Below are 22,627 nucleotides of genomic sequence, written 5' to 3' on the forward strand. Positions count from 1 at the left end.
TCCTGGTTGCTTCTGCAAGCCTGATCACCGCCCGCGTAGGACAACTTTGCCCTTGCGACCGGGTTCAGTGCTGGCGCGCACGGCGTCGGCGATCCGATCAAGCGGGAAGGCGGCGTCGACCGGGAGCGTAAGCTTGCCACTGGCAGCCTCGGCGACGACTTCCTCGAGCAGACGGCCGATCACGTCGGGTGCGAGGCGCGGCTTGGCACCCCAGAAACCCCGAATGGTGATCTGTTGAAAGATCGCGACAGACGGCTCGATGCGGATTGGCTGGCCGCTCAGGGCGCCAAAGATGACGATCTCGCCGCCGTCAGCCACCAGGCGAGCAAGTTGCGCGGGGCCGTCCCCGCCTACGGAGTCGAGCCCGGCGCGGATCGATCCACCACCGACAAGATCGCGAGCGCGCGCTTCCCAGCCGGGCTGCTCGGTTGACACGACGTTGGTGATGCCGGCGGCGGCAAGTTCGGCGACAGCCGCGTTGCGCCGAACAAGGCTGAGCACGTTGACGTCCTTTTCCGCGCCAAAGCGCGACAGAAGGCGACCGACCGCGCCATTGGCACTGTTCTGCACGAGCCAGTCGCCGCGCTGAAGGCCAAGGCTGGCCAGCACCATCTTGGCGCTGAGTGGCATGGCGATGAGCTGACAAGCTGTCTCATCATCAATGCCATCGGGCACGGGGCGTGCGTACCTTGCATCGACCAAGTAATAGTCGGCCCAGGTCTGCTGGGCGCCGCCGATCACGCGCTGCCCGACTTGGAGGTTCTCGACCCCGGCACCGAGTTCCTCCACCACGCCGAGCGCCTCTGTACCGCCGATCGCCGGCAGCGGGGGCTTGATGCCATAGGTGCCAGCCACAGTCATCAGGTCATGGTTGTGGATGGGGGACAGGATCATCCGGAGCAGCACCTGCCCCGGCCCGGGCACAGGCCGCTCACGCTTGGCAAGGGTCAACACCTCGGCCGGATCGCCGAACCGTTCGAAGACAATGCTGTGCATGAGCATTCCCTTTGTCGAAATAGGTTCTTCAATTAGGTTGGGTGGTCCTGAGGGCAAGATTTGGCACGAGGCTGAAGAAACGCTTCGGTCTGCTCATGAGGCGGCGAGCAGACCTTCATTCCATCTGTTGTTCGTTACACTTTGACCCTTTCTGGACGTAAGCTTCCGCGCCGTCATGCGAGGGTCACTAGCTCCAGTCGGCCGATGGGTCAGCTTTAACCTCTAGTTCCTGTGCAAGGGAGAGAAAGCCAGCGATGTAGGCAATCCCTTCCTCGCCGCGGCGGACGCCGAGATTGATGCTCTTGTTGATCCCGCCCTTCCCAAGCCTTACGGCGCGGATGGGAAGCTGCGCTCCCTCCTCGCGTACAAGCCAGTCTGGCAGGACCGAAACACCCCGTCGGGCAGCAACAAGTTGCAACATCAGATCGGTTGTTTCGGCCGTCCGGTGCTGCCGCGGGCGACACTGCCCCGGCACGAGAAACTGCGTGTAAATGTCGAGCCGCTCGACGCCGACCGGGACGGTAATCAACACCTCGTCGAGGAGATCCGGTGGCGTGGCCCAATCGCGCCGGGCCAGAGGGTGCGCCTCATGCACCACCAGCACGAGCTCGTAATCGATGACAGGCGTGAACAGGAGCTCAGGCAGGTCGACCGGGTCCGGGGTGATCAGCAGGTCGATCTCGTGGCCCAGCAGCGCGGCAACGCCGTCGAAGCGGAAGGCCGTGCGGACATCCAGGTCCACGTCCGGCCATGCGGCGAGATATCGTGGAGTCAGGCGCATCAGCCAGCGCTGGCACGGGTGGCACTCCATCCCGGCGCGCAGGGCGCCGCGCCGCCCTTGGGCAAAGTCAGTGAGAACCCGCTCGGCGTGTTCCATCTGGGGCAGGACGCGCTGGGCAAGGCCGAGCAGATACTCCCCGGCTTGCGTGAAGCGCAGGCCACGCCCCTGCTTCAACCAGAGTTTGACCCCATAGCGTTCCTCGACCTTGCGGATCATATGCGATAGGGCCGACTGGCTGACATTGAGCCGCTCGGCAGCCGCAGTCACGCTGCCTGAACGGTCCACTTCCCTGAGAATGGCAAGGTGTTGGTAGTCCAGCATCCATGACTTCTACTCATCGATGTATGAGATCTTACCATTTTTGCTCATGGAAGGAACTCGGTATGCGGGAGGGCAGGGCGCTTTGGTGCTCAGGACCTAAGCCAGCAAGAGGAAGCCTTTATGAAGTCTACCGATGCCACGGTTGCGATCATCGGAGCCGGCCTTTCCGGTCTCTACGCTGCCCATCAGCTTCACGCCGCAGGTGTTACGGTTCAGATCCTGGAGGCTCGCGACCGCGTCGGCGGGCGTATTCTGTCGGTCGATGAGAAAGGTCGTCCGAGCGAGGACGGGTTCGACCTCGGCGCCTCCTGGATCTGGCCGAAGATGCAGCCAGCGATAGGCGCCCTAGTCGACGAACTCGGGCTGTCCAGTTTCACCCAGTTCAGTGAAGGTGATGTCGTCTTCGAGCGCTTTTCGCGCGAGGGTCCGCTCCGCCATGCAGGGCCAAGGCAGAACCCACAGTCAATCCGGCTGGTTGGCGGTACGTCCGCCATCGTCCGCGCGCTCATGGCCAACCTGCCTGAGGATTGCATCCGGTGCGAGGCGCATGTCACCCGGATGGTGCTCGCAGAGGACGGGGTGCGGCTGATCATTAGCCTCCCCGGTGGCAGGGAAGAGGAAATCCACGCTAGCCAAGTCATCACGGCGGTGCCGCCGCGTCTCCTCGAAGCGACAGTGCAATTCACGCCTGCATTGGAGCCATCGACGGCCGATCGCTGGCGTAGCACGCCGACCTGGATGGCCCCCATGCGAAGTTTTTCGCCCTCTACGATCGCCCGTTCTGGCGCGAGGCCGGGTTGTCGGGAACGGCGCAGAGCGTGGTTGGGCCCTTGATGGAAATCCACGATGCGACAACCTCATCCGGGCAACCGGGGTTATTCGGCTTCCTTGGTATGGGACCGGATCAGCGTTCGGCGGTTGGCGAGGCCGTGGTCACCCAGGCCTGCATCGAGCAGTTGGCCCGAATTTTCGGACCTCAGGCGCTCCAACCGCGAGCCACGCTCTACAAGGACTGATCAAAGGACCCGCTGACCGCAACATCGGCAGACAGAGGATTCGGCGGTCACCCCTCAGCAGAGGGTTCCGCCTGGGTCACGGGAGCGTGGCAACGGCGCCTCACCTTGGCCGGCAGCGAAACTAGCACAACGGAACCGGGTTTTCTGGCCGGGGCGGTGGAGGCCGCGAGACGAGCGGTGACAGACACGCTCGAACGGATCGGGTCTTCCGGCTGACCGAATGCCGGAGTGGCGCTGTTCGATCCACGGGCGGCTTCCCTCCACGGCATGACAATACGGGCACCGCAAAATGAGGTATACGCCTTCATGACAACGACATCGTCTTCCCAGGATGCACGGGTTGCACCTTCAGTGGCCCGCAACCGCGATCCGATCTTGGCCGTATTGCGCAGAGTTCTGCCGCCGACTGGCACGGTTCTCGAGATCGCCAGCGGCACGGGCGAGCACGCCGTGTACTTCGCGGCTGCGCTGCCGCACCTCACATGGCAGCCATCGGATCAGGATGAGCAGGCCCTGAGAAGCATCACTGCTCATCGGGCCATCTCCGGCCTGCCGAACCTTCTCGCGCCGCTTCGCCTCAATGCCGCTTCTCCCGAATGGCCTGTCGAGCAGGTGGACGCCGTTGTGGCCATCAACATGGTCCACATCAGCCCCTGGCAGGCGACACAAGGGTTGATGGCCGGGGCAGGACGGGCGCTCTCGCCCGGTGGCGTGCTCTACCTCTACGGAGCGTACAAGGAGAACGGTATCCACACGGCACCAAGCAATGAAGCCTTCGACGCCGATCTCAGACGCCGGAATCCCGATTGGGGTATCCGGGACCTCGAGGAGGTGGCGGAGCTCGCCGGAAGGTACGGGCTGACGCTTGTCGAGCGGATCTCGATGCCCGCCAACAATCTCAGCCTTGTCTTCCGACGCTAGAAGGCTGCGAAGTCCGCTAATCCGGAAGGGCAGCTCTTTAGGCGGCTATTCCTCCCTTACGATATTCTTGATCCGTGGCGATCAGGCCGATGGCAACCGCTGTCGGATGATGGCGGCATGGAAGCGTGCCCCATAGAGCAGCTCGTCATCGTTGAAATCGTAGGACGGGTTGTGCAGGGGCGCCGAATCCTTGCCGTTGCCGACGAACACGAAGCAGCCAGGCACGTGCTCCAGGAAGCGGGCAAAGTCCTCCGAGCCCGTCATCGGCTCATGGGCGGTCGAGACGTGCTCCGGCTCGAACACGGTCCGGGCGGCCGCGAAGGCCTCGTCCACTAGGGCGGCATCATTGAGGAGCGGCACAAACTCGCGCATGTAGGTCACCTCGGCGGCAACGTTGTAGGTCAGCGCCGTGCCCTCGGCGATGATGCGCATCTGCTTCTCGATCTCGGCACTGACCTCTGGCTGGAAGCTGCGAGCGTCGCCAAGGATGCGGGCCAGCCCGGGCAAGGCGTTGCGCGTGCCGTCGGTAATCAGTTCGGTCACCGACACAACACCGATGTCGGTGGGGCTCAGGCGACGGGACACAATGGTCTGGAGGTTCATGACGGTCGCGCAAGCGGCGACCAGCACCTCGTTGCCCCAGTGTGGGCGGGCGGCATGCCCGCCGACGCCTTTCAAGACAATCTCGAAGTTGTCCTCTGCCGACATGATCGGCCCCGCGCGGGTCTGGAAGTGCCCGACGGGCAGTCCCGGCATGTTGTGCAGGCCGTAAATCTCCTCGAACGGGAAGCGTTCCATCAGCCCATCAGCCAGCATGGCGAGTGCGCCCTTGCCCCATTCCTCCGCAGGCTGGAAGACAAAGCGCACGGTGCCGTCGAAGCCACTTTCCTCGGCGAGGAGCTTCGCAGCCCCGAGCAGCATGGCGGTGTGGCCGTCATGGCCGCAAGCGTGCATCGTGCCGGGATTTTGCGAGCGGTAGTCCAGTGTGCCCTGTTCGGTGATGCGCAGGGCATCCATGTCGGCCCGGAGTGCAATCGCCCGGTTGCCGCTGCCGCGTTTGAGAGTGCCGACGACGCCCGTGCCACCTATGGCTTCGGCTACTTCGTCGAGGCCGAACTCCCGCAGTTTGGCGGCCACAAAGGCGCTCGTGCGCCTCTCCTCGAAGCCGAACTCGGGATGCGCATGCAGGTCACGCCGCCAGCCGGTCATCTCTTGAGCGAGGGCGTCCAGATCCACGGCCATATGTTCCTCCTTATTGAGCTGCGAGGCGGGTGACGACGTCGAGCAGGATATTGGCGCCTGCAACGAGGTCGGCATCCGGCGTGTGCTCGCGTGGATTGTGGCTGATGCCGCCGATGCTCGGCACGAAGATCATGGCTGAGGAGGCGATGCGGGCGATCATCTGGGCATCGTGACCTGCGCCTGACGTCATGCGTTTCGAGGCCAGCCCGCGCTTGCGTGAGGCCTCCTCCACCAACTCCACGATCCCCCGGTCGAAGGTCACCGGCTCGAACCGCGCCAGCCGCTCGACCGAGATCGTCACCTCCTCGGCAGCCGCCAGTTCCGTCAGGTAGGCGGCAAGGGCTGCTTCCTCCGCCTGGAGGCGCCCTTCGTCCGGATCGCGCAGGTCGACCGTGAAAGTGGCGCGGGAGGGAATGACGTTGATCGCGTTCGGCTCAAAGCTCATGCAGCCCACTGTGGCAACGGTGGGGGAGTTCGCGTTGCCGGCCCGGTCGCGCAGGAAGGTGACCACGCGGGCTGCGGCATGACCGGCATCCCGGCGCATCGACATCGGCGTCGTGCCGGCGTGGTTGGCCTCGCCCCCGATGGTGATGCGCTGCCAGGAGATGCCCTGAAGGTTCTCGACCGCACCGATGGGCACGCCCTCCCGTTCCAGCATGGGGCCCTGCTCGATATGCAGCTCGACATAGGCATGCAGCTTCAGGAAGCCCGGCTCCTCGGAGCCGGCATAGCCGATGCGCTCCAGTTCCGCGCCGAGAACGGTGCCATCGGTGCCGACCGTCGCCAGCGCCTCCTCGACCGCGAGCCCGCCGGCATAGACGAGCGAACCCATCATGTCGGGGGCATAACGCACGCCCTCCTCGTTGGTGAAGGCGGCGACGGCGATGGGCCGTGCGGGAATGTATCCTGAAGCCCTCAGGGTCTCGATCACCTCCAGCCCGGACAGCACGCCGTAGCAGCCGTCATAGATGCCCGCATCGATGACGGTGTCGATGTGCGAGCCGAGCAGGACAGGCGCCGCATCCGCATTCGCGTCATCCTTCCAGATCCCGAAGATGTTGCCGATGCGGTCGACCGCGACCTCTAGGCCCGCGCTGCGGATCCAGGCAATGACGGCGTCGCGTCCCGCCTTGTCGCTGTCGGAACCGGCGAGCCGGATCAGCCTGCCGTCGCCGTCGCGACCGATCTGCCCGAGTTCCCGGAGCCGACCGAGCAGGCGCTGCGCGTTGATGGAAAGCATTGTCATGCGTCTGCCCTTCTGGTGTTGTTTGTGACGGTGTCAGGACGCATCCCGACCAGTTCTTCGTAGCGTTCCGGATCGGTTGCGCCTTCGGTGTTGATGACGAAGACCCGGGACGCTTCGTTGAGGTTGAGGGCTGCTCGGATCTCAGGATCCGCCGTCGCGCGGATGAGACCGGCAAGGCCGACCCCGCCGCTCTCACCCGCCACGATGGCCGGGTCGCTCCCATGTGGCCGGGCCAGGCGGTTCATCACCGCGACCGCATCCTCCTCGTCAACAGTCATGAACCCGTCAGCGACACGGGACAGCACGCGCCAGGCCACCAGCGATGGCTCGTAGCATTCGAGCATCGCCATGACCGTTGGCTCGCCATGCTCGATCTTGACCGGATGCCCCACCCGTGCGGTCTGCAAAAGGCAGGCGGCGCGGGCGGGATCGACCACGACGAAGGTCGGCCGCCGATCCCCAAGGGCGAGAGCGAGATGCCCTGCCACGGCGGCCGCGACGCCGCCGACGCCGGCCTGGACGAATACATGGGTTGGCAGAGAAGGAAGCTGGCGCAGGGCCTCGCGTACCATTGCGGTGTAGCCCTGCATCACCAGCCCGGGGATGCGCTCGTAACCCGGCCAGGAGGTGTCAGAGACGACGTTCCAGCCCTTCTCGGCAGCGACGCGTGCGGCCTCGGCGACCGAGGCGTCATACGTGCCCTCAACCCGGATCATCTGGGCCCCGAAGCGGGCGATGGCCGCCACCCGCTCATCGCTGACGCCGGAGTGCACGAAGATGGCAGACCTGGCTCCGACGAGTTGGGCGCCCTGAGCCACCGAGCGTCCATGATTGCCGTCCGTGGCACACGCGACCGTCATGCCAGCAGTGACGGCACGGACCTCGGGTGCGTGCAGTTCAGCGACATCGATTGCGCGTCCGAGCTGGTGGCTGGCTTCCTCCAGCACAAGCCGGATGACCGCATAGGAGCCACCTAGCGCCTTGAAGCTGCCGAGGCCCAGCCGGAGTCCCTCATCCTTGATGTGGACCGTATCCACGCCAAGTTCGGCGGCCAGGGCCGGCAGGGTGTGAAGGGGCGTCGGGGCATGGTTGTCCCGATAGGAGAGAAAACGTTCGACCTCTTCAGCGGCCGGTACGCCGAGCGTCTCGGCATCAATCGGCTCAAGGGGCCTGCGGTAGTCGGGGTGCTGATTGGGTAGGAACATCGCCATCCTTCATCGCTGAGACGGCGAGAAGATATTGCACCTGCCACGAGAAAGGCGCTCTATTTAGGCCCGTTGTATGCAAGAAATTTTCGTGTGAGTAGCCTCTGTGGTGTCCAAGTCTTCGGCTTCAATCACCCTCGACAGCTTCGATCTCGCGATCCTGAACATCCTCCAGCGGGACAATACAACCCCGCAGCGGGTGATCGGCGAAACCGTCAGTCTGTCTGCTCCTGCCGTGCAGCGCCGCATCCGGCGGATGGAGGAGGCCGGGGTCATCCAAGCCAATGTCTCGATCATTGATCCGGCTCAGGTTGGGCAGGCCATCACCATCTTCGTCGAGGTCGAGGTGATCAGTGAGACGGCAGAGCTGATCGATGCCGCCAAGCGGGAGTTCGCTTCGGTTCCGGAGGTGCAGCAGTGCTACTATGTCACCGGAGAGGCGGACTTCGTGCTGGTGGTCATAGTGCCGACGATGGCAGCCTATGAGGCTCTGACGCGGCGCCTGTTCTTCGGGAACAACAACGTGAAGCGGTTCCGCACCTTCGTCGCCATGGACCGCGTCAAGGTCGGTTTGACGGTTCCTCTGCCGGAGTGACTGAACGGTCCAATTGCTGCCAACAGATGGGCGTGAGGGAACGACTGCTTATGGCACATCTGAGACCTGAGGCCTTGGGCAGGTTAGAGGCTTAAAGCGGACATCCGAAAGAGCAGGAAATTTCCTTTGCTCCTTCTTTCCCTCAGAGGCCTTCGGTGGTGTCGATCCACTTACCAAGTAGATCAGCAGCCTCGGTCCTGACTTGAAGGAGCTCCCCATAACACAGAGGGCTATCTTGTGAGCTCCCGTATGATTGCGGTCAGCTCAAGGCCCGCTCGTCGGGTTGAGCCACTGTCGTAGTGCTCATCCCCCACACGCGCGCAGTTGTGCTGCAGTACCCCTTGCGTAAGGCCGCGATGTTCTCCGCCAGAATAGGTCATCGTGGTCCTTACAGCGCGGCGGAATGCATGCGGAGCTCAGCCGGACACCGATTGTCGCTTCAACGGTGTCAGTGATTGCAGCACCCACAGCCGAGTAGGTGAGGGGCTCTCCGGTGATTGCCACCCACAACGAGCCGGACATGTCCTCTAACAGGGCGTGCGGAAGCGACTGCGTGGCTTTGGCTCGGGCGATTTCACAGTCAGAGGTGGCAGCCTGGCGCGCAAGCAGAATAGGGCGGTAGGCGGCAAGATATCGCTCCACCAGTGGGTTGAGATACTCCGGCACCTGCCTCTCGTCCACTCGGCCGCCCTTCGTGTCCTCTGCCTCAAGGATGATCCACCAGCTGCCGTCAAGCTGGCGGAAGCTGGTTCCCAGCGTCAGTTCGCCAAAGTTCTTGTGGCGAATGGGGCGGACCGCGAGTAGGGCCATCATGAGTCCGTTGCGAGCCAGACACGCGCGTTTCTTCGGGCTGAGGTGAGAGGCGTTCTCAGCCTCCTGGAACAGCGCTTCCCCAGCCTGCAACAGTTCATTGGTCGTGACGTTCTCGCGTCGGCCCTTCGGGCGTGCGTCAGCCCGCAGATCCGCCTCGATCGCACGCAGCCAGACTAGGTCTCTCTCGGGCGCCAGGATCTCGGCCATCCGCCTCAGCTTGAACATGGACTGGGACCGAGTGACGCTGCCCCAGTATGGTTCGACGAGCGCAATAAACCGTTCCACGGCCTCCGGGATAACCTGAGCACCAGCTGATGCACCCAGATCAAGCTGTCCTGCCTGCATCAAGGTCCAAAGGAAATAGCCATAGCGCCGCGCGAGATCGTCTCGGGACACAGGCTTCATATGCGATGCTCGGCCACCAAGGCGGAGCCGCTGCGTCGGGCGGCACGCCTCAGCCCAGGCACGCTGGTCGTCGCTGGGCCAAGAGGAGAGGGGGAGTGAACGGATCATCTCAGTCACCTCACACCAGCTGAAGAGAGCGCGTGTTCTCGCGAACGAGTGCCGCAAAAATCTGATTAGCCTCAAGCGTCTCAAGATCAATGTAGTTGTTCATCGAGATCCTAGTGCCTTTGTGCCCAAGCACCTTCGCGACAAGCGGATAGTTGCCGGGAAACTTCTTGAGAAGCATCGCCGCCGCGACGTGCCGGAACTGGTGGGCCGTGATCCTCAGGCTGGTACGCTTCTCGACCATTTGCGGATTTGGCCACTCAGCAGGTGAGGGGCCTTGAACCGTGTGCTCTCCATTCCCGGAAGAAGCCGCCGTTCGTTCGAGCCGCGCAGCAGCACTGGCCGGTGCACCGTAATGTCAAGGGATTTGCTCCTTCTAACCGGGCGGGACCATTGTTCTGGCTCGCTGCACACGCCTGTATACGTCTGGGGAGACCCCGAAAAGCCGGGTTCCGAGGGTTACCGGCGCAACTGGCTGCGTTAGCGGCTCTCGGTTGCACGGCATGCCTTACCGATCAGGAGCAATCTCAGCCAAGCCACATTGGGACGGGAACGCCAGGCTTGAGACGCTACCGCCAAGAGAGCTGAGGAAGAGCGCTCATCGTTCGGCGGAAAACAGCTGACAAATTGCTGCGGATGGCTATTGTCCGCCTGAGACCTCCGCCATGCGGAGCCGTCCACATGTCCCAGAATCTGAATGACCACAGGCCGTTCTGGCGAGGTAAGCCCGATCATGTCGACGACATCGCAAGCGAGCATCAATGCAGTGCTTGAAACCGCTGTGCCCGTGGCTGCGGCCGAGGAAGTGAAGGCGATTGCGCTTCAGCATTTCGGCGTTCGCGGCGACCCGACCCGGCTGCCAGGCGAGCGGGATAGCAACTTCCACATCATGACCGAGGACGGCAATCACTTCCTCCTGAGGATCAGCAATCCTGTCGAAGACCGTCAGGTGACGGATTTTCAGACCAAACTCCTGCTGCACATCGAGCAGACCGACCCCTCGCTGCCTGTGCCGCGCGTTGCCAGATCCGTCGAAGGCACGTCCGAAATCATCCTCGCGCTTCCGGGGCAATCACCTAGCGTCGTGCGCCTCTATACGTTCCTCCAGGGCGTCCCCCTGTACAAAACACCGTCCAGCCGACGCCAGCGGCGGAACATGGGCGGAGTGCTCGCCCGGATCGATCTCGCTATGCGGGAGTTCCAGCATCCGGCTTCCAACCACGAGCTGATGTGGGACATGAAGCATGCCCACCGCCTGCGTCCCCTGCTGGTGCATATCGAGGACCTGCAACGGCGCGCTCTGGTGGAGCGCTTTGTCGACCGGTTCGAGCAGTTCGTGCTGCCCGCCATTCCGAACCTGCGCACGCAGGTCATCCACAACGACCTGAACCCGCACAACGTGCTCGTGGCAGACAGCGATCATGACCATGTGACCGGCGTGATCGACTTCGGCGATGCGGTGCTGGCCCCTCTGGTGAACGATCCTGCGGTCGCTACGGCCTATCGGAATATGAACGTCGGGCATCCGCTTGAAACTGTCTCCGACTTCATTGCTGGATACCATACCGTGCTTCCGCTTGAGGACGCCGAGTTCGAGATCCTGTTCGACCTCGTGGCGACCCGCATGATTCTGACGGTGCTGATCACCAGCTGGCGCGCCGACATCCAGCCGGAGAACCGCGAATACATCCTGCGCAACGCGCCGTCAGCCTGGGCTGGGTTGGAGCGCTTTGCCGCCTTGGACCGCGCGGAAGCGCATGCCTATCTTCGCCAAAACAGCCGCCCGGAGTGACCGATGTCCATGATCAACGCCTATGATCCTTCCAGGGCGACCGATGTGGCCGCGCGCGAGCAGGAGATGATCGCCCGCCGCCAGCGCCTGCTCGGGCCAGCCTACCGGCTGTTCTATGCCAACCCGGTCCATGTGGTGCGCGGGGAGGGCGTGTGGCTCTATGACCCCGATGGGCAGGCTTACCTCGACGTCTACAACAACGTGGCGTCTGTCGGCCATTGCCACCCGCACGTCGTGGCCGCACTGTCCAAGCATGCGTCCACCCTCAATACTCATACTCGCTACCTGCACGACATGGTTCTCGATTATGCCGAGAAGCTTCTCGGGTATTTCCCGATCGAGAACCCACAGGTGATGTTCACTTGCACGGGCAGCGAGGCGAACGACTTGGCCTTGCGCGTGGCGAAAACGCACACAGGCGGCACCGGTATCATCATCACCGACTTCGCCTACCACGGCGTCACGAGCGTCATTGCAGAGATATCGCCCTCGCTTGGTGCTGGGATGCGGCTCGGCGATCACGTGCGTACCGTGCCAGCACCGGACTATTATCGGTCGAACGGGCAGGACGTGGGCGCAACCTTCGCGCAGCATGTTCGCACCGCTATCGAGGACATGAGGTCCCATGGCATTAGGCCCGCGGCGCTGATCGTCGACACGATCTTCTCAAGCGACGGCGTGTTCTCGGATCCGGCAGGCTTCCTGAAGCCTGCGGTCGAGGAAATTCGTAAGGCCGGCGGGATTTTCATCGCGGACGAGGTCCAGCCCGGTTTCGGCCGCACAGGTGAGGCCATGTGGGGGTTCCAGCGCCATGGGATCGCGCCCGATATCGTGACCCTCGGAAAGCCCATGGGCAACGGTCATCCTGTAGCCGGCATGGTAGCGAAGCCTGAGGTTTTGGACGAGTTCGGTAAGCGCGCGCGCTACTTCAACACATTCGGCGGCAACCCCGTTTCCTCGGCCGTCGGCATCGCTGTGCTGGAGGTCATCGAGCGGGAGGGCTTAGTGGAGAATGCCCGCAACGTGGGCAGCTATCTCCGAAAAGGCCTGCAGGATTTGGCGAACCGCTACTCCATCATCGGCGATGTGCGCGGGGCCGGTCTGTTCGTCGGCGTAGAGTTGGTGCGGGACCGTGCCACCAAGGAGCCCGCGCCGCGGGAGACGGCGGCCCTGGTGAACGGCCTGCGCGAGCGGCGAGTGCTCATCAGCGCGACGGGACGTGCGGCGAACGGCCTGAAGATCCGACCGCCGCTGGTCTTCTCGAAAGCGAACGCCGACCACTTCCTCTCCGCCATGGAAGAGACCCTGGCTGAGATCGTCTCTCGGTCCTAAACAGCCTGACAAACAGCAAGCGACCGGCGCTGCCGCCGGTCGTGAGATTAGATCGGCCCGTTCTTCAACAACTGTTCGCGGCTCAAGCGGAAGGCGGCCGCGCGGCGATGCCCTTCGAGACCTTCGCTCTCGCTCTGGCGGCAGGCTGGCGGCGCAACGGCCGCAACGCCGCGCTCGTCAAGCCACTGGTGCGTGCAGACCTTCACGTAGGAGCCGACCCACAAGCCACCCGTATAGCGGCCGGCACCCATAGTCGGCAGCGTGTGGTTGGTGCCACTGCACTTGTCCGAATAAACCACGCTGGAGAGCGGCCCGATGAAAAGCGAGCCGTAGTTACGCAGCTTCTTGGCAGTCGCATGCGGATCGCGCGTGTGCACCTGCAGATGCTCGGCTGCGATGAAGTCCGAATAAGCGATCATCGCCTCCTCGTCGGCGCAGACGGCGATCTCCCCGTAGTCGCGCCAAGCTGGGCCAGCGACGTTTGCAGTGGACAGGTTCTGCAACTGGCGCTCGACTTCCGCGAGAGTGGCCTCGGCCAATTCCCGGCTCGTGGTGATAAGGCCCACGCGGGTGCGGATGTCGTGCTCGGCCTGCGCCAGAAGGTCCACCGCGATCATCTCCGGATCGCCCGTCTCGTCCGACACCACGAATATTTCACTCGGGCCGGCAAGCTGGTCGATGCCAACAGGGCCGAACACTTGGCGCTTCGCCTCGTTGACGAAGGCATTGCCGGGGCCCACGATCTTGTCAACGGCCGGCACAGTCTGCGTGCCATACGCCATCGCGGCGATTGCCTGCGCGCCGCCAATCCGAAAGATTCGGTCGGCCCCCGAGAGATGGCAGCCGGCGATCATAGCCGGGTGGGCTGTCGGTGGAAGGCAGGCGATTACCTCTTCGCAGCCAGCAACCTTCGCGGGCACGATGGTCATGATCGGAGCAGACAGAAGGGGATAGCGCCCGCCAGGCACGTAGGCGCCGACGGTTTCGATCGGGATCACGCGGTGCCCCAGGTTGAGGCCGGGCAGGGCTTCGATCTCAAGGGGTAAAATGGTGTCGAGCTGAGCCTGTGCGAAGGCGCGGACACGCTCAATGGCGAACTCCGTATCCTGCCGGGTCTGCGGATCGAGGTTGCGCAAGGCCTCGGCGCACTCTTCGTCGGTGACTTCAAAGGCGGCCACATCGACTTTATCAAACGCGCTGCCGTATTCCCGTACAGCGACGTCCCCGCGCGTCCGCACGTTGTTAACGATATCACGAACGGTGGCTTCGATCTCGCGATTGTCCGTGTCCGCGTCGCGCTTTGGGGCTTTAAGATGTGTAACCTTTTCAGTAAGAGGCGACATCGGGCGTAACATTGTTTGTTCCTTTTAGCGAGGCTCAACTCTCAATGATGTGGTGGAGCTTCTCAATTGGCCTTGGCCCTCTTGTTCATTATTCTCACCATGCTTAACATGGCGAGAACTATGAGCAGCTCGGGACTGGGCCAAACCTCATCAGGTTCGGACGGGGAGGTCCTCAAGCCAGGAAGAGGTAGGCATGCCGAAGATTGGGACCCGGCTCAGGGAACTTCGCCGCCGGCGGAATCTCGGGGTCCGTGAAGTGGCCCTGAGGTCCGGCATCTCACATTCGTCGATATCGCTCATCGAGCGGGACTGTATGAGCCCCTCGATCGATACTCTTAGCGCCATTCTGGATGCTCTCGGCACCACGCTGACGGGTTTCTTCTCAGACCTGAACTCCACCGTGCCCCAATCGCCGTTCTATGAGGCGAACGAATGGGTCGAAATCGGCAAGGCGCAGACGATCTCATATCGCATGCTGGGCGTGAACCATCCCAATCGGCAGATCCTGATGCTGCACGAAACCTATGCGGTCGGGGCCGACACGGGAGAGCCTTTCTCTCACTCGGCGCAGGAAGCCGGCACAGTGCTACGCGGTGCTGTCGAGGTCACGGTGGGCGACGAGTGCCGTGTGCTCAAGACGGGAGATGGTTACTACTTCGACAGCCGGATGCCTCACCGCTTCCGCAACGTTGCCAACGAGCCGAGTACTGTTCTTAGCGCCGTTACTCCGCCGACCTACTGAACCAAAAGCTGACGGGTTCAGCCAGATTTTCGTCTAATATTTTCACCGCTACGGAACCAAGACGCTTCCACCTTCGACCGAGGATGTGCTTGCCTGCCGGAGGAACTAATAACCAGAGAGGGATCTAATCATGACACTCACCAAGAAACTGACACTCGTCGGCTGCCTCACAGCCCTCGTTACAGGCGTGGCCGTCACGTCGGCTCAGGCTCGCGATCTCACTATCGTGTCCTGGGGCGGCAACTACCAGGACGCGCAGAAGAAGATTTATTTCGAGCCTTTTGCCAAAAAGACCGGTAAGCCGGTTCTCGACGAGAGCTGGGATGGGGGCATCGGCGTGATCGCTGCCAAGATCAAAGCCGGCGTACCGAACTGGGACGTGGTTCAGGTCGAGTCCGAGGAGCTCGCGCTTGGTTGCGCAGACGGCTATTACGAAAAGCTCGATTGGAGCAAGCTCGGTGGCAAGGACGCCTACCTTCCGGCCGCTGTTAGCGATTGCGGCGTGGGCGCTATCGTATGGACGACCGCCCTTAGCTATGACGCGAACCGCCTGAAGGAAGCGCCGCAATCCTGGGCTGACTTCTGGGACACCAAGAAGTTCCCCGGCAAGCGCGGCTTCCGCCGTGGCCCGAAATACGCTCTTGAGTTTTCCCTGATGGCTGACGGCGTGTCTCCCGCCGATGTATATAAGGTGCTGAACACGCCGGAGGGCATTGATCGCGCGTTCAAGAAGCTCGATGAGTTGAAGCCGAACATTGTATGGTGGGAATCGGGCGCTCAGCCGCTGCAGCTCCTGGCCTCCGGCGAGGTAGTCATGACCACCGCCTACAACGGTCGCATCTCGGGCATCAACAAGACCGAAGGCAAAAACTTCAAGGTCGTGTGGCCGGGTAGCCTCTACGCCATCGACAGCTGGGTAATCATGAAGGGTAGCCCGAACAAGGACGCCGCGATGGATTTCATCGCCTTCGCGAACGTGCCTGAGAACCAAGTGAAGCTGCCAGAATACATCGCTTACGGCCTTCCGAACAAAGCGGCCGCAGCCGCCGTGCCGGCAAACCTGCAGAAGGACCTGCCGACCGCGCCTGAGAACCTGGCTGGCGCGGTGCCGCTCGACGCCGACTTTTGGGTCGACAACATCGAGGAGCTCAACAAGCGCTTCAATGCTTGGCTCGCAAAGTAACGGCGACGCAATCCGCACAAACAGGAGCGGGTGATATGCCAGTTTTAGAGGCTCGGTGCCGCGCCCGATACATCACACTGCTCCTGGCGCGGCCAGTCCGCCATTGAATTGAGGCGCGGGCGAAAGCCCGCGCCTCTTCTGCAGAGAAAAGGCTTTTGCCATTATAGCCGAGCTGGGGGCGCAGGATGCAGCACCCGCTAAGGCTTCATCTGCGACAATCACAATCCAGGGCATAGCAAAATGCGACCTTTCATTCGGTTCGAGTCGGTCTCGAAAGCCTTCGGCAGTCTCACCGTGGTGAATGCGCTCGATCTCGCCATCGAGAAGGGCGAGTTCGTTAGCCTTCTGGGCCCGTCTGGCTCCGGCAAAACCACGATCCTGATGATGCTGGCGGGATTCGAACGACCGACACAGGGCGCAATCTATCTCGACGGTAAGCGCATCGATCACCTGCCGCCTTATCGTCGGCAGATGGGCGTCGTATTTCAAAACTACGCCCTTTTTCCGCACATGAGCGTTGCCGAGAATGTTGCCTTCCCGCTTGAGATGCAGCGCGTGCCGCGCGCCGAGATCACCGAGCGGGTCGAGCGTGCGCTCGACATGGTGAAGCTCAAGCAGTTGAAGGACCGGCGGCCCTCGCAGCTCTCTGGCGGCCAGCAGCAGCGCATTGCGCTCACGCGCGCCCTCGTGTTCGAGCCGAGCGTGATCCTCATGGACGAGCCGCTCGGCGCGCTCGACAAGCAGCTGCGGGAGCACATGCAGCTCGAGATTCGTGAACTGCACAAGCGCCTTGGCCTCACCATCGTCTTCGTGACCCACGACCAATCTGAGGCACTCACGATGTCGGACCGTATTGCGGTGTTCAACGCTGGGCGGATCGAGCAGATCGACGTTCCTCAAGTAATCTACGACACGCCGCGCACACGTTTCGTGGCGGAATTCATTGGCGAGACCAACCTGATTGAGGCCAAGGTCGCGAGCGTCGACAATCAGGTCGCCCGTCTCTCCCTCGGCGCCGGCCTCAGCGCGCGTGCGCATGCTGGGAATGGTCTCTCGGCCGGGCAGACGGCATCCTTCTCACTGCGTCCCGAGCGGATCCGTCTCGGGGCATCACCAGAGGGGAGCAACGCACTCGATATGACCATTACCGACTGCATCTATCACGGCGATCACATGAGGGTTCAACTCACCCGTGACGAGTTCAGCTTGGTGGCGCGATGCGAGCGGCTGGCAGGCAACTGGACTGTCGGCGCTCCCGTCGTCGCCTCGTTCGATCCCAGCGATTGTACGGTGCTCACGCAATGAAAGCAGGTGTTCTTCGCGAGCGCTCTGGTGCCCTGCTGCTGGTCTTACCAGTCCTCGTCTTCATGGCGGTTTTCTTCCTGTGGCCCCTCTGGGCAATGGTCACCGCCGCTTTCGTCGATGACGCAGTCAGCAAGGTTCTGCCGCGAACGGCGGCCAGTATCGTTTCCTGGAATGGCCAGGGTGTGCCCTCGGAAGCAGCCCACAAGGCACTGGTGCAGGATCTCAGGGCCGCCACGGACGAGCAGGCTCTGGGCGAGGCGGTGCGCCGGCTTAATAGCGCAGCATCGGGCTTTCGCACTCTGCTCGGGCGGACGATCCCCGCGGTCAAAGCCGCGTCCGATCCTGCGCAGGTGGATCTTCTCGCGATTGATCCACGCTGGAAGGACACGCGCTTCTGGATGGCACTCAAGGAGGCGATGCCGCCCTATACAGATCGCAACATCCTCGCCGCAGTTGACATGAAGCGCGATGCCTCGGGCAGCATCGTGCTCGAGGCTGCGGACGCCTCGGCGCACCGCCTCATCATGCTGCGCACCCTTCTGGTCGCGGCCATGGTGACAATCGCCTGCGCTGTCATCGGGCTTCCCTACGCGATGCTCGCAGCCTCATTGACCGGGTGGAAGCGGTCTGTTCTCCTGCTTGCGGTTGTCCTGCCGCTCTGGACATCGCTCCTCGTGCGCACGGCCGCCTGGTTCATCCTTCTGCAGAACGAAGGCCTCATTAACCGTGCGCTGCAGGCTATCGGGCTCATCGATTCTCCACTGCCATTGATCTTCAATCGGCTCGGCGTGGTGATCGCCATGACCCACGTGCTTCTGCCCTTCATGGTGCTGCCGATCTACAGCGTAATCCTTGGTATCCCACGTAACCTCATGTCTGCTGCGCAGTCGATGGGGGCAGGGCCGGTTCGGGCGTTCTGGCGCGTGCTGTTGCCCCTGAGTCTACCAGGTCTTCTCTCCGGCTCGCTGCTCGTCTTCATGGTTGCCATAGGCTATTACATCACTCCGGCGCTGCTCGGCGGAGCGAATGATCAGATGATCAGTTCCGTGATTGCGTTCTACGCAACCGGCACCGCCAACTGGGGGCTAGCAGGCGCTCTCGGCCTGATGCTCCTCGGGGTAACCACTGTGCTCTACACCATCTACGGGCGCTTCTCGACGTCCCCACAAGTGCCAGGAGCTTGATGGTATGTTTCGGGCGATTCAAATCACTTTCGGAATAGCGATCGTCGTCTTCTTGTTGATGCCAATCTTCGCCATCCTGCCGCTGGCGTTCACGTCCAGCGTGTTTCTCAACTATCCCATCCCTGCCTACTCAATGCGCTGGATGCACGAGCTCACCACAGCCGATGTATGGCGAACTTCAATCGTCAACAGCCTGATCATCGGCAGCGGTGCGACAGTGTTTGCGACCGTGCTCGGCACGTTGGCGTCCCTCGGGATGCGCAGTGGGACCCTACCGATGGTTGGCCTGCTGCGAACCTTGTTCCTGCTACCAATGGTGGTGCCGGCCGTTGTCCTCGGTGTCGGCATGCAGATCTTCCTCGTTCGGCTTGGGCTTGCGAGTACCTATCTCGGCGTCATCATCGCACATGCTGTTTTGTGCATTCCCTTTGTGATCGTCAGCGTCTCGGCGGCCCTCCAGGGAATCGACCCCTCCATCGAGCGCGCGGCGAGCAGCCTTGGGGCCCCACCCGTCACGGTGTTCCGGCGCGTGACCCTCCCGTTGGCTATTCCGGGTGTGGTGTCGGGCGCGATCTTCGCCTTCGCAACTTCCCTCGACGAGGTTGTGCTGACCCTGTTCGTGGCGGGCCCGAACCAGAGGACGTTAGCGCGGCAGATGTTCTCGAGCATCCGCGAGAATATCAACCCGACAGTCGCCGCGGCAGCGCTTCTCCTCATCATCGGTACGCTCTGCCTCGGCGGACTCGCTACTCTGCTGCGATGGCGTCAGAAGCGAAGCGCTCTCGAAACAGCGCCATCAGCAATATGACTAAGCCCTCTTCATAGCTGAGGGACATGGCTAAAGCCTCGGTTCACATCCCGTCAACCGAGGTTCAGAAACCAAAGGATTAATGATCATGCGTGGCCTCCCTAATTCAATTCAAGCCCGTGATGTGGAATACGTGCTCCATCCCGTCACCAATGCCAGGAAGCACGAGGAGATCGGGCCTATCGTGATTGATCGCGGCGAGGGGATCTACGTCTACGACGATCAGGGAAATCGTTATCTTGAGGCTTTGGCCGGCCTATGGAGTGTGGCTGTCGGCTTCGGAGAGAAGCGCCTCGTTGAAGCTGCGGCGCGGCAGATGGCGAAGCTGCCCTATTATCATACCTTCTCCCACAAGACTAACGAGCCTTCGGTTCTGCTGGCGGAGCGTCTGGTGAGGATGACGCCGGATCGCCTCAAACGCGCCTTCTTCACGAACTCGGGATCGGAAGCGAACGACAGTGTCATCAAGATGGTGTGGTACTACAACAATGCACGGGGGCTGCACCAGAAGAAGAAGTTCATCTCCCGCACCAATGCGTATCATGGGATTACTCTTGCCTCAGGCAGTCTGACAGGTCTTCCTGCCAACCAACGAGATTTCGATCTTCCATTCGTCCCCGTGCGACACGTCACCTGCCCGCACCACTACCGTTTTGCTGAACCGGGCGAGAGCGAAGAAGCGTTTGCCGATCGTCTTGCCGCCGAGCTGGAAGCGGTCATTCTGGAGGAGGGCCCCGAGACGGTGGCTGCATTCATCGGTGAGCCGCTGATGGGCGCGGGTGGTGTCCTGCCGCCTCCCGCAACCTATTGGGACAAGATCCAAGCTGTTTGCCGCAAGTACGACGTTCTGATCGTTGCTGATGAAGTAATCAACGGCTTCGGTCGCCTCGGGACTATGTTCGCTTGTGACTATTACGGAATCGATCCCGACATTATGGTATTGTCGAAACAGATCACGTCATCCTATCAGCCTCTCGCGGCTGTGATGATCAGCCAGGAGCTCTATGACGGCATTGCTGACAACTCCCGTAAGATCGGCACGTTCGGTCATGGCTTCACTGCATCCGGTCATCCGGTTCCTGCGGCGGTTGCACTCGAGAATCTCGACATCATCGAAGAGAAGAACCTGGTCGAGAATGCGCGGCGCGTGGGCGAGGTGATGCAGGTCGAACTTCGCAAGCTGGCAGGTCACCCCCTTGTTGGTGAGGTGCGCGGCGTCGGGTTGATCGCAGCTGTTGAGCTGGTGGCGGACAAGGCGACAAAGGCAAAGTTCGATCCCGTCGGCAAGGTCGGTGCGCACGTCTTTTCACGCGCTCATGGGAATGGATTGATTATCCGAGCCATTGGTGATGTCATCGCGTTCTGCCCGCCGCTGATCATCAATGAAGAGCAGGTCCACGACATGGTGAAGCGCTTCAAGCTCACGCTCGATGAAACGGCTCAGGAGTTGCTGAATAGGGATGTAGCATCCATGTAACCGCAAGACATGCCGTCTGTTACGTACCGCCGATGAGGGCTTATGGGAGGAGAGTAGAACTCATCTCCTGTGAGCTCCCGCTGGCCGAAGGGATTCGGATGCTGCCGGTTTCATGCTCATGACCGGCAACATCGGCTTGTTTCTCCAGAGTGCGACGTCCGTTGATGGCAGATTTCGTTGAAAAAGTCGGTGCTCGGATCGGCTGCATCAGCAACGAGACCTTGTTTGCTGAGGTTAGAGCTGCCTGAGGTGAGCGCCTTCACCCCTCCTCAGGCTGGGAGCATCACCTGAGGTCCTGTTGGAGCGACTAATTTAGCAAGCTTTCTGAGTTTCTGGGCAGTGGCTGCCAGCAGGAACTCATTCTGAGCCCCGCATGGACCGCGCAGCCGCAGACGTCCCGTCTTCAGGATCCGCTTGAGATGAGCAAACAGCATCTCGATGCGCTTGCGGCCTTGGCGCGACCTCTCATCGGCCGGCGTGCCGGCCAATGCACGGGCGACCTCCCGGGCATGCTCGTAGATGCTGCGCGGGATCTTGCGCGCCGGCGTGTTGGGACAGCACTGTTCCTTCGGCGGACAGGGACCACAGTCAAAGGTGCTGCCCAGGTAAATGCGGGTGGTGCCCTCGTCACGATCCGGCCGCACTTTACGATGCTGGCGCGCAACCTGCTCTATACCGGCGTCACCCGTGGCAGACGACTCGTGGTGCTGTTTGGCCAGAAGAAAGCTATTGGGATCGCCGTCAGGGGCGGGCAGATGAAGAGGCGCTGGACGAAACTACGCGAGTGGCTCGCCGCAGCCTGAAAGGCCAAAACAAGCGCGTTCTGAATGGGACATTAATCACGTGTCCGAAGTTTATTGATTGCTGCGGCAAGGTCTCCCTGATAGCGCTGGCGCAGAACGGCAATCACGTTCTCCGCAGACCGCTTTCCGATCCTGCTGACAAAGAAGCGGCGGAGCCTGCCCTCCTGATGCCGGCAACGGCGTAAAGCAGTGCTGGCAAGGGCGTCTGACGGGACCCGAGATTGGAGCCGCTGCCGTACATAGGACGCGGCACAAGCTTGCCATCGGTCATTCAGGGGTCTTGCTTCGCTATAGATGGCTAGAGCATCAAACTCGTCTGCCTGGGCAGGAAGCTGAATAAAGATAGGAGCTATCAGGATACCCGCAACAATCCCGCCGAGCCAGCAAGGCGTTGATCGTCTGGTCGCCAAAGAACGACTTTGGCACGATGGTTCCTCCGGTCGTCCTGCTCCCACGATCATGATCACACCCTTTCATGTGAGATCGTCGGCAAGGGGTATTAAGGAACCGTTGCACTGCGTGGAGGTCTGAAGGAGTGTGGCCTCGACTGGGACAATCGGTTCTGCCTGACGATGCACCGGCAACATAGTAGCGATTGACGTGGCAGGCCTGTCATCAGGTCAGGAGCGAAGTAACCAAATCAATCCACCGGTGACTGCCTTGATTCTGCCTCATCTACAGGTAGCCTGAACGGATAAGCTGAGAGGCCGATTTTACCAGATGAAGAAGCTCACCCTTGTCGTTAACGAACGGGAGTTGAGTACCATCCGTGCCGCCCTTCTCCTCCTCCAGGAGCATGTTGATGCCCTTCCGGAGGACCTCGCTGAAATGCTCACCGCACATGGAAGGCCTATGACCGCGTCCGAGATCGAGCATCTCAGCCTTCATCTTGATGAGGCGGCAAGCCCGATCCGCGACTATGCCAGTCGGGAGTTGTCGGAAGTGACAAAGGTTGCTGCCGTTGAACGCCCTCGCGCAGCGGCGATCCGAGGCTCTATCTGAACAAATCAAA

At 61.8% G+C, this 22,627-nt stretch carries 19 protein-coding genes and 3 pseudogenes; 13 read left to right on the plus strand and 9 right to left on the minus strand.

Going from position 1 to position 22,627, the window contains the following annotated elements; genetic code table 11:
- Positions 1-24: 24 nt before the first annotated feature.
- Positions 25-996, minus strand: coding sequence for a zinc-binding dehydrogenase (locus tag MA07_RS10290; protein WP_036350470.1), 972 nt, complete (start codon positions 994-996; stop codon positions 25-27).
- 187 nt (positions 997-1,183) lie between these two features.
- Positions 1,184-2,098 (minus strand): LysR family transcriptional regulator, encoded by a 915-nt coding sequence (locus MA07_RS10295; RefSeq protein WP_036350169.1) that lies wholly within the window; start codon positions 2,096-2,098, stop codon positions 1,184-1,186.
- A 120-nt stretch (positions 2,099-2,218) separates the two neighbouring features.
- Between MA07_RS10295 and MA07_RS10300 the strand changes: the two are divergent.
- Positions 2,219-3,330, plus strand: a pseudogene (locus tag MA07_RS10300) (FAD-dependent oxidoreductase).
- A 90-nt stretch (positions 3,331-3,420) separates the two neighbouring features.
- Positions 3,421-4,035, plus strand: coding sequence for a DUF938 domain-containing protein (locus tag MA07_RS10305; protein ID WP_036350171.1), 615 nt, complete (start codon positions 3,421-3,423; stop codon positions 4,033-4,035).
- A gap of 81 nt (positions 4,036-4,116) precedes the next feature.
- On the opposite strand, the gene MA07_RS10310 is transcribed toward MA07_RS10305, so the two are convergent.
- Genes MA07_RS10310 through MA07_RS10320 form a run of 3 tightly spaced genes read right to left on the minus strand, consistent with a single transcriptional unit; the run spans position 4,117 to position 7,728 of the window.
- Positions 4,117-5,277 (minus strand): M20 aminoacylase family protein, encoded by a 1,161-nt coding sequence (locus MA07_RS10310; RefSeq protein ID WP_036350173.1) that lies wholly within the window; start codon positions 5,275-5,277, stop codon positions 4,117-4,119.
- Positions 5,278-5,287: 10 nt separating this feature from the next.
- Positions 5,288-6,523 (minus strand): Zn-dependent hydrolase, encoded by a 1,236-nt coding sequence (locus MA07_RS10315; protein WP_036350175.1) that lies wholly within the window; start codon positions 6,521-6,523, stop codon positions 5,288-5,290.
- Entirely contained in the window at positions 6,520-7,728 is a 1,209-nt protein-coding gene (locus MA07_RS10320) for a diaminopropionate ammonia-lyase (protein ID WP_036350177.1), read from the minus strand. Before MA07_RS10320 ends, MA07_RS10315 begins: the two co-directional genes overlap by 4 nt.
- 109 nt (positions 7,729-7,837) lie before the next feature.
- On the opposite strand from MA07_RS10320, the gene MA07_RS10325 reads away from it, so the two are divergent.
- Entirely contained in the window at positions 7,838-8,323 is a 486-nt protein-coding gene (locus MA07_RS10325) for an Lrp/AsnC family transcriptional regulator (protein ID WP_036350471.1), read from the plus strand.
- A 303-nt stretch (positions 8,324-8,626) separates the two neighbouring features.
- Here the strand turns inward: MA07_RS10325 and MA07_RS10330 are convergent, their stop codons facing one another.
- Positions 8,627-9,532, minus strand: coding sequence for a hypothetical protein (locus tag MA07_RS10330; RefSeq protein ID WP_152568816.1), 906 nt, complete (start codon positions 9,530-9,532; stop codon positions 8,627-8,629).
- Between the two features lie 127 nt (positions 9,533-9,659).
- The gene (locus MA07_RS10335) at positions 9,660-9,890 is read right to left on the minus strand and encodes a hypothetical protein (RefSeq protein ID WP_036350179.1); all 231 of its coding nucleotides are present in this window, start codon (positions 9,888-9,890) and stop codon (positions 9,660-9,662) included.
- 489 nt (positions 9,891-10,379) lie between these two features.
- Between MA07_RS10335 and MA07_RS10340 the strand changes: the two genes are divergently transcribed.
- Together MA07_RS10340 and MA07_RS10345 are read left to right on the plus strand one after the other, a co-directional pair.
- The gene (locus MA07_RS10340; RefSeq protein WP_036350473.1) at positions 10,380-11,438 is read left to right on the plus strand and encodes a phosphotransferase; all 1,059 of its coding nucleotides are present in this window, start codon (positions 10,380-10,382) and stop codon (positions 11,436-11,438) included.
- A 3-nt stretch (positions 11,439-11,441) separates the two neighbouring features.
- Positions 11,442-12,770 carry an aspartate aminotransferase family protein gene (locus MA07_RS10345; protein ID WP_052003042.1) on the plus strand — a complete coding sequence of 443 codons (1,329 nt, stop codon included), beginning with the start codon at positions 11,442-11,444 and terminating at the stop codon, positions 12,768-12,770.
- A 47-nt stretch (positions 12,771-12,817) separates the two neighbouring features.
- Here the strand turns inward: MA07_RS10345 and hisD are convergent, their stop codons facing one another.
- Positions 12,818-14,125 carry a histidinol dehydrogenase gene (hisD, locus tag MA07_RS10350; protein ID WP_036350181.1) on the minus strand — a complete coding sequence of 436 codons (1,308 nt, stop codon included), beginning with the start codon at positions 14,123-14,125 and terminating at the stop codon, positions 12,818-12,820.
- 181 nt (positions 14,126-14,306) lie between these two features.
- Between hisD and MA07_RS10355 the strand changes: the two genes are divergently transcribed.
- The 6 genes from MA07_RS10355 (at position 14,307) to MA07_RS10380 (ending at position 20,812) form a co-directional block, all read left to right on the plus strand.
- Positions 14,307-14,855 carry a cupin domain-containing protein gene (locus MA07_RS10355; RefSeq protein WP_036350183.1) on the plus strand — a complete coding sequence of 183 codons (549 nt, stop codon included), beginning with the start codon at positions 14,307-14,309 and terminating at the stop codon, positions 14,853-14,855.
- A 130-nt stretch (positions 14,856-14,985) separates the two neighbouring features.
- Positions 14,986-16,038, plus strand: a complete 1,053-nt coding sequence (locus tag MA07_RS10360; protein ID WP_036350185.1) for an ABC transporter substrate-binding protein — start codon at positions 14,986-14,988, stop codon at positions 16,036-16,038.
- 240 nt (positions 16,039-16,278) lie between these two features.
- On the plus strand, positions 16,279-17,343 hold the full coding sequence (locus MA07_RS10365) for an ABC transporter ATP-binding protein (protein ID WP_036350187.1): 1,065 nt from the start codon (positions 16,279-16,281) through the stop codon (positions 17,341-17,343).
- On the plus strand, positions 17,340-18,527 hold the full coding sequence (locus MA07_RS10370; protein WP_036350189.1) for an ABC transporter permease: 1,188 nt from the start codon (positions 17,340-17,342) through the stop codon (positions 18,525-18,527). Before MA07_RS10365 ends, MA07_RS10370 begins: the two co-directional genes overlap by 4 nt.
- 4 nt (positions 18,528-18,531) lie before the next feature.
- Positions 18,532-19,335, plus strand: a complete 804-nt coding sequence (locus tag MA07_RS10375) for an ABC transporter permease (protein WP_036350191.1) — start codon at positions 18,532-18,534, stop codon at positions 19,333-19,335.
- A gap of 88 nt (positions 19,336-19,423) precedes the next feature.
- Positions 19,424-20,812 carry an aspartate aminotransferase family protein gene (locus MA07_RS10380; protein ID WP_036350477.1) on the plus strand — a complete coding sequence of 463 codons (1,389 nt, stop codon included), beginning with the start codon at positions 19,424-19,426 and terminating at the stop codon, positions 20,810-20,812.
- Positions 20,813-21,081: 269 nt separating this feature from the next.
- Here the strand turns inward: MA07_RS10380 and MA07_RS28865 are convergent.
- Positions 21,082-21,381: pseudogene (locus MA07_RS28865) on the minus strand (transposase); the annotation flags it as partial.
- A gap of 72 nt (positions 21,382-21,453) precedes the next feature.
- On the opposite strand from MA07_RS28865, the pseudogene MA07_RS30465 reads away from it, so the two are divergent.
- Both MA07_RS30465 and MA07_RS10390 read left to right on the plus strand, forming a co-directional pair.
- Positions 21,454-21,615, plus strand: a pseudogene (locus MA07_RS30465) (recombinase RecD); the annotation flags it as partial.
- A 720-nt stretch (positions 21,616-22,335) separates the two neighbouring features.
- Complete coding sequence (locus MA07_RS10390; protein WP_036350195.1) at positions 22,336-22,617, plus strand: hypothetical protein; 282 nt, start codon at positions 22,336-22,338, stop codon at positions 22,615-22,617.
- Positions 22,618-22,627: the final 10 nt, after the last annotated feature.

Origin of the sequence: Microvirga sp. BSC39, assembly GCF_000739015.1 — a bacterium.
GTDB lineage: Bacteria > Pseudomonadota > Alphaproteobacteria > Rhizobiales > Beijerinckiaceae > Microvirga.

Excerpts from the sequence above, each read along its gene's own strand:
- MA07_RS10290 (WP_036350470.1), bottom strand. The coding sequence starts at position 996 with ATGCACAGCATTGTCTTCGAACGGTTCGGCGATCCGGCCGAGGTGTTG.
- MA07_RS10295 (WP_036350169.1), bottom strand. The coding sequence starts at position 2,098 with ATGCTGGACTACCAACACCTTGCCATTCTCAGGGAAGTGGACCGTTCA.
- MA07_RS10305 (WP_036350171.1), top strand. The coding sequence starts at position 3,421 with ATGACAACGACATCGTCTTCCCAGGATGCACGGGTTGCACCTTCAGTG.
- MA07_RS10310 (WP_036350173.1), bottom strand. The coding sequence starts at position 5,277 with ATGGCCGTGGATCTGGACGCCCTCGCTCAAGAGATGACCGGCTGGCGG.
- MA07_RS10315 (WP_036350175.1), bottom strand. The coding sequence starts at position 6,523 with ATGACAATGCTTTCCATCAACGCGCAGCGCCTGCTCGGTCGGCTCCGG.
- MA07_RS10320 (WP_036350177.1), bottom strand. The coding sequence starts at position 7,728 with ATGTTCCTACCCAATCAGCACCCCGACTACCGCAGGCCCCTTGAGCCG.
- MA07_RS10335 (WP_036350179.1), bottom strand. The coding sequence starts at position 9,890 with ATGGTCGAGAAGCGTACCAGCCTGAGGATCACGGCCCACCAGTTCCGG.
- MA07_RS10340 (WP_036350473.1), top strand. The coding sequence starts at position 10,380 with ATGTCGACGACATCGCAAGCGAGCATCAATGCAGTGCTTGAAACCGCT.
- MA07_RS10345 (WP_052003042.1), top strand. The coding sequence starts at position 11,442 with ATGTCCATGATCAACGCCTATGATCCTTCCAGGGCGACCGATGTGGCC.
- hisD (WP_036350181.1), bottom strand. The coding sequence starts at position 14,125 with ATGTTACGCCCGATGTCGCCTCTTACTGAAAAGGTTACACATCTTAAA.
- MA07_RS10355 (WP_036350183.1), top strand. The coding sequence starts at position 14,307 with ATGCCGAAGATTGGGACCCGGCTCAGGGAACTTCGCCGCCGGCGGAAT.
- MA07_RS10360 (WP_036350185.1), top strand. The coding sequence starts at position 14,986 with ATGACACTCACCAAGAAACTGACACTCGTCGGCTGCCTCACAGCCCTC.
- MA07_RS10365 (WP_036350187.1), top strand. The coding sequence starts at position 16,279 with ATGCGACCTTTCATTCGGTTCGAGTCGGTCTCGAAAGCCTTCGGCAGT.
- MA07_RS10370 (WP_036350189.1), top strand. The coding sequence starts at position 17,340 with ATGAAAGCAGGTGTTCTTCGCGAGCGCTCTGGTGCCCTGCTGCTGGTC.
- MA07_RS10375 (WP_036350191.1), top strand. The coding sequence starts at position 18,532 with ATGTTTCGGGCGATTCAAATCACTTTCGGAATAGCGATCGTCGTCTTC.
- MA07_RS10380 (WP_036350477.1), top strand. The coding sequence starts at position 19,424 with ATGCGTGGCCTCCCTAATTCAATTCAAGCCCGTGATGTGGAATACGTG.
- MA07_RS10390 (WP_036350195.1), top strand. The coding sequence starts at position 22,336 with ATGAAGAAGCTCACCCTTGTCGTTAACGAACGGGAGTTGAGTACCATC.